Origin of the sequence: Acidovorax sp. Root219 (assembly GCF_001428665.1) — a bacterium.
Classification (GTDB): Bacteria; Pseudomonadota; Gammaproteobacteria; order Burkholderiales; family Burkholderiaceae_C; genus Acidovorax.
In genome coordinates this window covers 1-10713 of sequence record NZ_LMIJ01000026.1, presented here as the reverse complement: position 1 = coordinate 10713, position 10713 = coordinate 1, and the positions used below count along the sequence as shown (strand labels likewise).

Below are 10713 nucleotides of genomic sequence, written 5' to 3'. Positions count from 1 at the left end.
GGCGTTGCGGGCTTTGCCAAGGCGGCCAGCCTTGGCCGCAGCCCGCGCCTTGCGCTGCATCCCCCTGCCTCCCCGGCGCACAGCCGATTCCTCGGTTTCAGTGGACTATTGATTGATCTGCCTCAATGGGGACAGGGCCAGGACGCGCACCATGGGCCATGACCATCAAGGAGCTGCCATGTCATTTCTTCAAAGCAATGTCGGGGTATTGGACCGGGCCGTAAGGCTGGCTGCGGGGGTGCTGCTGATCAGCCTGGCCGCCATGGGAACCATTGGCCCCTGGGGCTACATCGGTTTCGTGCTGCTTCTCACAGGTGTCATGGGAACCTGCCCGATCTACTCCCTGATCGACTTCAGCACCTTCAAGCGCCAAAAGCCTTGACCTGCACACTGCTCCATCTTTGTGGAGGGGCCACTCGATGATGCCCCGTCTATGGATCATTGGCGCACTGGGCCTGGTGTGCGCGGCGGCAGCAATATGGTTGGCGGTGCGTATGTTCGTGGCGTGGATCACCTTCGATTGACCAGGCGCCACGCCCAACCGCACAGGCCGATGTCGCCGTGACGAAACGGGGCAGCGGCCACCTGCCCCAGCCCCTTTCATTCTTGTTGACAGGAGTTCCAGATGGCGCACCCACTGCCCAAATTCATTGTGCTCACCTTGGTCACGGCCAGCCTCACCGCCTTCGCAGCGCAAGCAGGCGATCCCTCAGCCCGGCCACCAGCACCCCAGGCCAACCCATCGGCAGACAGTGTGGCCGCAAGCGCAGCCCACGACGCAGAGATCGCGGCCCGACAGGCCACAGCGGCAGCCAAAGCCGCCGCAGACAAGAGCAGGATGGCCGCAGGCAAGGTTTCCAGGGCGCTGGCGCAAGGCATACAGCGGGCAGCGCGCAAGGCCGCCGAAGCAACGGTCCGGTTCGAAGAAAAAGCCGCCGCGTCGGCAGACAAGGCCATCGACCAGAGCAAAGAGGCTGCAATCCTCGCCCGCGCCGAGGCACGCAAAGCATCTGAACTGGCAAGTGAGGCGCTGCAAAAGGCTGACGACGCGGCCAAGCGGTCCTTGCAGGCGAGTAGGCAAGACACGCAGCAGGCAGCCCTTGCCACCCGAGAGGCGCTTGAACAGGCCGAACTTGCCATGCAGAAGGCGGCCAAAGCGGCGGCAGAAGCTTCATCGAAAGCCGCCAGGGCCTTGCGGCAGAGCGTCCACCGCAAGCGCGGGGAAGAGTGATGGCGCCTTGTGCCGCCAGGCTGCGTATTTCTGCCGCTGCTGAGCACCCAGTCCGGCTTTTTACAGGGGACAGTGGGAACGGCGGGCGCTGGCCACCCAGATCGGCTCAATTGCACACCCGCCAGCTGCCGCCAATCGGCATCTGCCTCGCTCAGTTGCCCTGAGGTGGACCAAGGGAGGTGCACGACCGGTTGAATCCTTCGCCCCGAGCTGAATTTCAGCCTTGCCGCGAAGCAGACAACCGATGGCAGCTTTCTACCATCTGCAGACAACGCCAAGGATACGCCTGGACCAGGACTGACCGGCCTGCGTCAATCGACGCGGCGTTGCCGCGGTAGCCGTTGCCCCTGCCGGATCAAATCTGCAAGGACCTTCACCTTGGGTTGTGGCGAATCCCTGCGCCAGATGAGCAAGGTCTTCACTGTTCGGAAGTCGCCCTTGAGCTTGTGCTCCGAAAGCCTGGCGCGTTCGGTGTAAGTGTCCAGCACTGCCGTCGGAATGAGCGCGACCCCCATGCCCGCCACACAACATCCAAGGATGGCGTGGTAAGACCCAAGCTCAATGATTCGACTCGGTGCCATGTTGTCTCGTGCACACCATGCCTCCAGTCGCTGGCGATGCGGACAGTCCGGTTCAAAGACCAGCAACGTGCCTTTTCGAATGTCATGGGCAGAGCGGATCGGCGGATGCCCGGCCGGTCCGATGACGACCAGTTGCTCCGTGTACGCCACCAGGCTGTCCAGCTGCGGGTCAGACACAGGTTCTGCCACCAGCGCCGCGTCCAGCTCGCCAGACAGCACGCGCGCCGTCAGCGGGCGCGGCGCGCCCGTGCGAAGTTCGATGGAAAGATCCGGGTAGCTATCGTGAATCTTTCCGATCAGCGACGGAAGGCGGATGGCGGCGGTGCTCTCCATCGCACCCAGATGAAGCACGCCACGCGGCACCTGCTCGTGCATTGCACCGCGCGCCTCCTCGGCCAAGGAGAGCAAGCGATTGGCGTATTCGAGCAACACCTTTCCTTGCGGCGACAACTGAAACTGCCGATTTTCGCGGTCAAAGAGTGTGACGCCGAGATTGCTTTCGAGATTTTTGATGCGCGTCGTGACATTGGACGGGACGCGATGCAGCAAAGCCGCCGCCCGTGTGATGCCACCAGCCGTGGCCACAGCCTTGAAAACGCGCAGATCGGGCAAGTCCATATTCTCAATTCAAGAATGAAATGATTTTAATTATTCATTTTACGAGACGAACGATGCTTTCTAGACTGCAATCACTTTGTCTTTGAAGTGCACACTTTGCGTTGAAAGAGGATCCATGATCGTCACCGTTTTCAGATCCAGATTGAACGCCCAATTCCAGGGCGAATACCAGAAATCCGCAGCGCGGATGAGCGAGTTGGTCCGAGGCATTGCCGGCTACGTTTCGCACAAGGGCTTCACGGCCGACGACGGCGAACGGGTGACGATCGTGGAGTTTGAGTCCGAAGAAGGTCTAAAGGCCTGGGCGGCCCACCCAGAGCACGTTGGGGCCAAGAAGATGGGGCGGCAGGTGTTCTTTTCTGAGTACCGCGTGCAGGTTTGCAACGTGGTGCGGGATTCGGCCAACCGCAAATCGGCAGCGGTCAGCCCTGATGCTTGAGCGTAGCCAAAGCACCTGTGCGGATGGGATGGTTCGTGTGGCGGAGCAACGCCGCGATAGTCCGCATCGCGTTTCGCGGTGCAACGCAGTCTGACGATTGATGGAGCACTTGTGGAAGGCCCAGTGCACACGGGCTGAGCGCGGGGAGAGGTCCGTTCCGTACTACTGAATGCGCAGGTCTGGCAGGCCCACTCGGTACGGCGCCTTTGCTGCGGCCTTGTCCTTGTACCCGTCTGTATCTGCCCATGGCTCTGATGGATGCGGATCTTGGCCACGCGCCGCTGTTCGCAGCGCGGGTCGAAGGCATGGACGCAGTGGTCATGGCTGACTATGTCAGCCGCTACCTGCTTGCGGCTTGGTGCCCATCAAGGGATCGGCAGTTTGAACAGTGAATCACCCCAGCAGGGTCCACCACGCCGTCAACGATGCGAGGGCCAGGCTGCACGCCAGCGCCCCAGCGATGCGTGCGGCGAACCATTTGCCACCCGCTACGGCTGCCACCACGCAACGGGTCAACGTGTTGGCACCGATGGCCACCAGCACGCCTGCGATCCAGTGATCGGCAGATACACGGCCGGCGGCATGCAGCGCGGCCAGCGCGGCGATGGAGGCGTGGGGATCGAGCAGCGCTGCCAACGCCACGCCGATGCTGCCTGCCGTGTCGCCCAGATGGCGCTGGGCGTTTCCCACCAGCAAGGTCACACCCGCAAGTACCAGCGCGACCAGAATGGCCTCGCGGGGGCGCAGGGCGGAGCCCTTGCTGTCCGGCAGCGCCTCGGGTGGGGCGGCTGCATGGCGGGCAAGAACTGCGCCGCACGCAGCCGCCCCCACCGCCCCAGCAAGTGCACTGGGCAGCAGTGCCCACGCGGCACTTGGTGAGAGCGCCGCCGACAGCATCAAGGCCTGCAGCCAGGTGGCAGACGCCGAGACAGCGCCGCTCCCCGCCAGGACCGACAGCTGCTGCGGCTGGGCACGGGCCCGGCTGCCCAGCGATGCAATGCACGCCGTGCTGGAGACAAAGCCCGAAACGAGGCCTGCCAGCAGCGGCCCGCCGCGGGGGCCCAGCCTGCGCAGCGCGACCTGGCCGCCCGCCTGCATCGCCAGTATCAGTAGCACCATCGCCGCCAGCGGGCGCGGATTGATGCCGCCCAGAATGTCCATCGGGCGCGATGGAACCAGGGGCAAAAGGATCAGTGCCAGCGCAATCAACAGCAAGCCGTCATGCAATTCCTGCTCGCTGAGCAGTTCGGTCGCGAACCGGTGGAGGTGGCTGCGCGCCGCCAGGAGCACAGCCAGGCCCGCACCACAGGCTGCACCCAGCGGCGGTGAAATGGCCGACTGCACCCCGATCAGGTAGGTGACGAACAGGGCCATCTCGGTGGTCAGCCCCGGGTCTTTCGAGCGGCTTTTGAAATAGGCAATCACCGCCAGCAGGGTCACCAGCAGCGCGCCCACCGCCACCAGGCCCGGCACTGGCAGGCTTTGCGCCAACGCCCCGCAGACGGCGGCAACGGCAAAGCTGCGCACACCGGCCACTTCGCGGTCGTCGCCTTGCCCCTTGCGCCGTTCGCGCTCGGTGCCGATGAGAAGACCGACACCCAGCGCCACGGCCAGGCCGAGGGCCGGGAGCATGGTTGCCTGGCTGCTGGCAGTCGAATCCATCAGACACCTTTCTGGATGGCCTGCGACGCGCAACAGCACACATCCTTCAAGGCCAGAGGCCGCGCGTGCAGGACATCGATCATCTTCGCGAGCCACGCACCGGGGGGACTTGATGCGGATCAAGAAACAACGCATCGCCGCTGCGCTGCTCCCCTGCCCCAGTTACTCACAGCAGCGCGGCAGGAAAAATCCAGCTGTATCCGCCAAGGATGACCAAGGTCAATGGATGCGCGCACCGGTCCATCCATGATGGAACTCCCACCCCAAGGAGAACCCTATGTTCAAGCGCATTCTCGTTCCCGTCGATGGAAGCCAGACCTCCAACAAGGCACTCGCCACCGCGCTCGGGCTGGCGCGGGAATGTGGTGCCGTGGTGCGCCTCGTGCATGCCATCGACGACCTGGCACTGATTTCCGGCTACGACTACAGCGTCGATCTCCTCTCGGTTGCACGCAACCAGGCACACGGCCTGTTGGCCGATGCGATGGCGATTGCCCGCTCTTCTGGGGTGGAGTCAGACTCCGTGCTGGCGGAGATTCCTGGCGTGCGGCTCGGTGAAACGGTGGCCATTCAGGCCCGCGAATGGAAGGCAGACCTGATCGTGCTCGGAACCCACGGACGCAAAGGCCTGGGAAGGGTATTGATGGGGAGCGGTGCTGAACAGGTGATGCGCACTGCCCCGGTTCCCGTGCTGGTGGTGCGCGGCGACGAATAGAGCGCTCGCGTCGAACGCTTGCATCCATTGGCACACGGATGCTGGCCAAGCATGCAGGTGCCAATCCCCTGAGCCACCACCAAGGAGCCACCATGACCGAAAAGCCCGAGCGCCCATGCTCTCCGCGCGATCTCATGGCACTGCACAGCGAGTGGCTTCACTTCGGGGTGGACAGTGCTGTCCGGTACTGGCAGCAGATGGGAATGCTTGCGCGCTCGGCATGCAAACGTCGGTACTGGGGTTTCGCAGAGCCCACAGACCTGCAGCCTGCTCGCTCCTAGAGGTACACGCCGGTAGTCACGATCTGCGTAATGTTGGCCAAGCTGCCGCTCATCTGGCCGACCAGCGTCACCGAGAAGCTCTGCGCCCCAACCGTGCTGTCGGTGTCTTCCACGTAGTAGATGTTTCCTATGGCGTTATTGCTGGCGCTCGCCCCAGAGAAGGAGAACACCACCACCTTGCCGTTGTCGGCCACAGCCACCTCGCCGGCCACATTGACATCGGTCGCCAGCAGGATGTTGGTGCTGCTCAGGCTCGAAGACCCGTAACGCACGCCGATATTGTTGCCAGCAGACAGGTCCAGACCCGCAGCGCTGGATGTCGAGTCCACCACGGAGCCGCTCATCGAGCCCGCTGCGCCTAGAAACGCCCGAAAATCGAAGACACCGCCGCTGCGCACGCCGGTCAGGGTGTCCGTGCCATTGGCAGAGCCCGTTGCCTCGAAGACATAGGTGGCGGTGCCAGTGATGGAGGTGGTGATGGTGTCGTTGCCGCCGCCGCCGCGGAAGGTGTCGTTGACCCGGCCGCCCGACAGGGTGTCCCCGCCCGAGCCGCCGGTGATGGCGTTGGTGCCCTGGAACACGCCGCTTACCGTCATAGCTCGCGTAACGCCCGAGAGGTTGATCGTCGCCGTGGAGCCGGTGGCCTGGTCGTACACCAGGTCAATCTGGCTGATGGAGCCGAGGTTGGCGTCGGACTGGAAGGTCAAAGCAAAGTTTCGGGCAGCGCCCGCATTCACGTCGCTGCGCAGGGCCTCGACATTGGTGATGCGCGCGAGCGACTGCGTGCTGCCGACGCTGAACGAGCCACCGACCGTGATGGCATCGGTGCTGCCACCGCCATCGATGCTGTCGACCACTGCAGTGCCGGAGATAAACGAGGCCGCGTTGGCATAAAAGATGAAGTCGGCGCCGCTGCCGCCGACGATGGTGTCCACGCCCGAACCGCCGACGAAGTTGTTCCCGCTCGCGCCCACACCCTTGAGCGTGAGGTCCCGGGTGACGCCGGTCATGTCGAAGTTTGCCGAGGAGCCAAACTTGGTGTCGCCCGAAAGATCAATGGTGGTCACGTCACCCAGGTTGAAGTCGCTGTTGACAACGATGCTGTGCGCGAAGTTTGTCGCGGACTGGCTTCGTGCCTTGATCTGCTCCACGCTGGTCATGTGCGTCAGGTCGGACGAAGTTGTCAGGACGATAGCGGCGGGGCCGATCTCTGCAGTGTCGATGCCGTTGCCGCCATTGACCAGGTCGAGCAGCGCGTTTGCCGACAGAAACTCCGCCATCGAACCGTACAGGAATGTGTCATTGCCATCCTCGCCATTGAGGGTATCAACGCCGGCCCCACCTGTGATGATGTCCGCACCGTCACCGGCATTTACGGTGTCGCCGCCGCTGCCCAGCGTGATGGTATTGGCCGCCGTCCCGCCCGTCACCGTAAGTTTTCCCGTGGCGCTGCTGGCCGAGAGATTGCCGTCCGCCAGCGTGACGGTTGCCGCGAAGCCGCTGTCCAGCGTCAGCGACTGCCCGGTGGTGAGGGCCTGTGCATTGATCGACTGCGCGGCACCCAGTGTGACCGAATTGTTCCCTGCGGCCAGGGTGAAGTTCTCCACTGCTGCATTCAGAACCTGGCCACCGTTGAGCGCCGAGGTGAGGATGATCCTGTCGTTGTTGCCCGTGGCCGTGATAGTGCCGAAGCCAGTGTACTGGTTTGCACGCATCGAGATGTCGCCGCTAACCGTCAGGTTCTCGACCGAGCTCGTCGTGGCGCCCGCGATGTTGGCGCCATTGGTCGCCTCCAGCACGTCTGCACCGTGGCTCAACTGGTAGTTGCCGGTGACCGTGGTGCCACCCACGCTCACCGTCGTAGCGTTGCCCGCCACGCCGTTGACGCTGGTGGAGGCCAGTACGAAGACGTTGTTCGAGGCGCCCCCCGACACGGTGTAGGTTTCCACCCCTGCGCGCGCCGTGACGGTGCCGCCCGTGGTGATGGTGATGAAGTCCGCGCCCCCAGTCGCTGAAATGTTGGTCAGCCCCAAGCTCTGGGCCTGCGTCATGATGATGCCGCCGGTCAGCGTGAGGTTTTCCGCCGTGGTGGCAGCGCCGCCGTTGACGCCGGAGATGTTTGCACCCGAGGCGACGATCACGTCGTTGGCGTTGTCCAGCGTCCAGGTGCCGCTGACGATGTGGCTGCCGATATCCACCGTCGTGGCGTTGCCCGCTGCGCCGATGATCTGTGTCGCACCCGCAAGCACCGTCAGCGTGTTGGAGCCGCCCCCGGAAAGCTTGTAGGTTTCAATGCCGGCCTTTGCGGTGACGGCCCCGCCCGTGGTGATGGTCACATCGTCCGAACCGCCGGTGGCACTGACAGTGGTAAACGCCTGGTGCTGTGCCTGCGACATGCTGATCGCACCGTTGATGGTGAGGTCCTTGGCCGTGGTTGCGCCGCCGCTGTTCACGCCCGAAAGGTTCACGCCGTTGCCCGCGCTGATCGCGCCGGAGAAGCCGTTGAGGACGTAGTTGCCAGTGACTGCCAGGCCGGGGGCAATGACCAGTGTCGCATCACCCGAACCGCCAGTCACGTTGGTGGTCCCAAGCGTGATGAGGATGGTGTTCGGGGCGCTGGAGTTTGCCACCCTGTAGGTTTCCACATCGGCGCGGGCGGTGACGGTGCCGGTGCCGCTGATGGTCACGCTGTTCGAAGAACCAGGCGCTGCGATGCTGGCCAACGCCTCGTGCTGCGCCTGCGACATGAAGATGCTGCCAGTCAGCGCAAGCTTGTCCGCCGTGGTGGCGGCACCGCCGTTGACGAATTGGATGTTGGCGCCGTCGGTGGCGACCAGCGTGTCGTCGCTGGCGTGGCCAAGTGCCCAGGTGCCGGTGGGCGTGGCGCCGGCAATGTCCAGCGTGGTCCCGGTGCCGGCAGGGCTGCTCACATCCTGCCCCACGGCGCCCAGAGTCACGCTGTTGGCGAAGTTGCCCAGCGCGAAGGATTCAACGCTGGCGGCCAGCGTGCCGCTGGCCTGGGTGGTCAGGGTCACCACCTGGGTGCCCGTGGTGCCATCGGCCAGCGCGGCCTGCGCCGCCGTCATGGTGTAGTTGCCGCCGGCCAGCACGATGCTGTCGATGCCGGATACCGAGATGGCCGAGATGTCGCCGGGCGTGGTGGCGCTGGCGATCACGCTGTCCGCGCCGTGGGCCTTGAGCGTGGCGGCGGTGCCGCCGCCCAGGGCGGCCAGCGTGTCGCGCACGGTGGCGGTGCCCGCGTCGGTCAGCGTGCCCGCCACCCCGCCGGTGCCGATGCGGCCGATGGCCGCCTGGGCGGCCGTGAGGGTGTAGTTCTGCCCGCTGGTGAGGGCAAAGCCGCCGACGCCGGTGCCGGTGAACGCGGTAAGGTCTTCGCCACCCGCATTGGCCACCACCAGGGCGGTGCCCGCGCCGGAGAACGCCTTGCCATTGGCCAGCGCGCTGCTGAGGGCAAGCGTAGAGCCTGCGGGCACGGTGAAGCCTGCCAGTGGACCCGTGATCGTGGCGGTGCCCACGCTGCCGCCACTGCTGGTGAAGGTGAAGGTGCCGCCCGCCTCGGTCACGTCGATCTGCGTGCCCGCAGTGGTGAACGAGGCGATGTCGCCCACGCCCTTGGTCACCGCAAACACCGGTGCTGGCCCGCCACCGCCTGCATCCGGCACCAACGGCTGGTCGAGCACCAGCTTGGCTGCGGCCACCGAGGCCGGGTCCTGTGTCACGTTCTCCAGCACCTTGGCCAGGGCCGCGAAGTCGGTTTCCGTGCGGCCCGCGATCTGGGTGTGGTAGTAGGCCACCTCGGCCTTGTTGTCCAGCAGCGCGCGTGCTGCGGCGTACTGCGCCGGCACGGTGGGCGATGCAAGGGCCTGCACGGCGGCCAGCATGATCTGCTGCGGCGGTGTACCCGTGTTGAAGAGGTCCGCCGCCAGGCGGTGCAGCCCTGCATCGGCCGCCAGGCCCATGCCGGCCAGGAACTGGGTGGCGAAGGCGTCGCCCGCCATGCCGGCCGGGTAGCGCGCCTGGAACTGCGGCAGCCCCGCCAGCGCCAAGGCCAGATCGGGCAGGCTGTGGCCCACGTCTTCGTAGGTTTTTACCAACAGCGGCATGAAGGCACTGCCGGGGGAAATGCCCAGCATGCTGACGACGAGTTTGATGAGCAGCTTCTGCTCTTGCGTACTGACCGCCATGGGGCTTCTCCTGCAGGCTTGTTGTTGTATGGGCCGCGGAGATGCGGAATAGTGCCCTGATCATAGGGGCGCCATGCCCCCCGGATGCCCCCAGAAGAGGTAACAGTGGCAGGCTTTACACCCGATCATCACCGCTCGGCCCTGCACTGGCTGCAAAAATGGCAAGCCCACTTCTGGAATGGCGCCATACACTACGAATGGATCCCATTCATCACCCTTTCTCCTGCGATGCGCCCTCTCCGGTACTCCATCAACGTCACCCTGGACGGGTGCTGCGACCACCGCGCCATGCCCGCAGACGAAGAGCTGCACCGCCACGCGGTCGAAAACCTCGAACGGGCCGATGCCCTCCTCTTCGGGCGGGTGATCTACCAAATGATGGAGGCCGCGTTCCGACCCTCCGCATCGACCGAACCACGGCCCGGCTGGACGGACCCGTTTGCCCGAACCATCGACGCGGCCAAGAAGTACGTCGTGTCGAGCACCCTGGCGCAGGCCGACTGGAATGCACAGTTGCTGCACGGGGACCTGGGCGCCGCCGTTCAACAGCTCAAGCAGCAGCCGGGCAAGGGGCTGTTCACCGGGGGCGTGCAGCTGCCGATGGCGCTGGCGCAGCTGGGGTTGATCGACGAGTACGAGTTCGTGGTGCACCCCCGGCTGGTGGGCCATGGGCCGACCCTGTTCGCGGGGCTGGCGAAGTACGTGGACCTGGAGCTGGTGAGCCGGGTGGAGTTTGGCTCGGGGGCCGTGGCGATGCGGTATGTGCCGCGCAGGTAGGAGCGTGCGCGGCGGAAGACATCGAAGCGAAACGTCCGAAAACCGGGGATCGCTGGGTATGACCGACAAACCCAGGTGGGCCCCTGGGCGCCAGAGGTAAACCCCGGCGAGACCGGTTTATCGGGCGTTGCAGCCGATGCTCCTTTTGCCGCGCACGCTCCTCATATGGTCGCCATTGTCAATACTGTCAGTGCCTCATTTGGT

At 64.7% G+C, this 10713-nt stretch carries 9 protein-coding genes; 6 read left to right on the top strand and 3 right to left on the bottom strand.

The features are described from left to right. The first annotated feature begins 178 nt into the window (after positions 1-178). The gene (locus tag ASE28_RS23665) at positions 179-382 is read left to right on the top strand and encodes a DUF2892 domain-containing protein (RefSeq protein WP_057203336.1); all 204 of its coding nucleotides are present in this window, start codon (positions 179-181) and stop codon (positions 380-382) included. Between the two features lie 243 nt (positions 383-625). Beyond that, positions 626-1231 (top strand): hypothetical protein, encoded by a 606-nt coding sequence (locus ASE28_RS23660; RefSeq protein WP_057268708.1) that lies wholly within the window; start codon positions 626-628, stop codon positions 1229-1231. Between the two features lie 311 nt (positions 1232-1542). Here ASE28_RS23660 and ASE28_RS23655 read toward each other — a convergent pair whose 3' ends face one another. Continuing rightward, entirely contained in the window at positions 1543-2430 is an 888-nt protein-coding gene (locus tag ASE28_RS23655) for a LysR substrate-binding domain-containing protein (protein ID WP_057268707.1), read from the bottom strand. Between the two features lie 115 nt (positions 2431-2545). Here ASE28_RS23655 and ASE28_RS23650 point away from each other — a divergent pair, with 115 nt between their 5' ends. Together ASE28_RS23650 and ASE28_RS32295 are read left to right on the top strand one after the other, a co-directional pair. Further along, positions 2546-2869 (top strand): antibiotic biosynthesis monooxygenase, encoded by a 324-nt coding sequence (locus ASE28_RS23650; protein ID WP_057268706.1) that lies wholly within the window; start codon positions 2546-2548, stop codon positions 2867-2869. 245 nt (positions 2870-3114) lie between these two features. Further along, a complete protein-coding gene (locus tag ASE28_RS32295) occupies positions 3115-3261 on the top strand; it encodes a hypothetical protein (RefSeq protein ID WP_157422096.1) in 147 nt (48 codons plus the stop codon). Position 3262: 1 nt separating this feature from the next. Here the strand turns inward: ASE28_RS32295 and ASE28_RS23645 are convergent, their stop codons facing one another. Continuing rightward, complete coding sequence (locus ASE28_RS23645; RefSeq protein WP_369818270.1) at positions 3263-4501, bottom strand: MgtC/SapB family protein; 1239 nt, start codon at positions 4499-4501, stop codon at positions 3263-3265. A gap of 307 nt (positions 4502-4808) precedes the next feature. On the opposite strand from ASE28_RS23645, the gene ASE28_RS23640 reads away from it, so the two are divergent. Continuing rightward, positions 4809-5246, top strand: a complete 438-nt coding sequence (locus tag ASE28_RS23640) for a universal stress protein (protein ID WP_057268704.1) — start codon at positions 4809-4811, stop codon at positions 5244-5246. A 277-nt stretch (positions 5247-5523) separates the two neighbouring features. Here the strand turns inward: ASE28_RS23640 and ASE28_RS23635 are convergent, their stop codons facing one another. Continuing rightward, positions 5524-9732, bottom strand: a complete 4209-nt coding sequence (locus ASE28_RS23635; RefSeq protein ID WP_057268703.1) for an S-layer family protein — start codon at positions 9730-9732, stop codon at positions 5524-5526. Positions 9733-9960: 228 nt separating this feature from the next. Here ASE28_RS23635 and ASE28_RS23630 point away from each other — a divergent pair, with 228 nt between their 5' ends. Continuing rightward, positions 9961-10509, top strand: a complete 549-nt coding sequence (locus tag ASE28_RS23630) for a dihydrofolate reductase family protein (RefSeq protein WP_057268702.1) — start codon at positions 9961-9963, stop codon at positions 10507-10509. Positions 10510-10713: the final 204 nt, after the last annotated feature.

Bases quoted from the DNA above. Each gene is read 5' to 3' on its own strand.
- ASE28_RS23655 (WP_057268707.1), bottom strand. From the start codon at position 2,430: ATGGACTTGCCCGATCTGCGCGTTTTCAAGGCTGTGGCCACGGCTGGT.
- ASE28_RS23640 (WP_057268704.1), top strand. From the start codon at position 4,809: ATGTTCAAGCGCATTCTCGTTCCCGTCGATGGAAGCCAGACCTCCAAC.
- ASE28_RS32295 (WP_157422096.1), top strand. From the start codon at position 3,115: ATGGCTCTGATGGATGCGGATCTTGGCCACGCGCCGCTGTTCGCAGCG.
- ASE28_RS23635 (WP_057268703.1), bottom strand. From the start codon at position 9,732: ATGGCGGTCAGTACGCAAGAGCAGAAGCTGCTCATCAAACTCGTCGTC.
- ASE28_RS23660 (WP_057268708.1), top strand. From the start codon at position 626: ATGGCGCACCCACTGCCCAAATTCATTGTGCTCACCTTGGTCACGGCC.
- ASE28_RS23650 (WP_057268706.1), top strand. From the start codon at position 2,546: ATGATCGTCACCGTTTTCAGATCCAGATTGAACGCCCAATTCCAGGGC.
- ASE28_RS23645 (WP_369818270.1), bottom strand. From the start codon at position 4,501: ATGCTCCCGGCCCTCGGCCTGGCCGTGGCGCTGGGTGTCGGTCTTCTC.
- ASE28_RS23630 (WP_057268702.1), top strand. From the start codon at position 9,961: ATGCGCCCTCTCCGGTACTCCATCAACGTCACCCTGGACGGGTGCTGC.
- ASE28_RS23665 (WP_057203336.1), top strand. From the start codon at position 179: ATGTCATTTCTTCAAAGCAATGTCGGGGTATTGGACCGGGCCGTAAGG.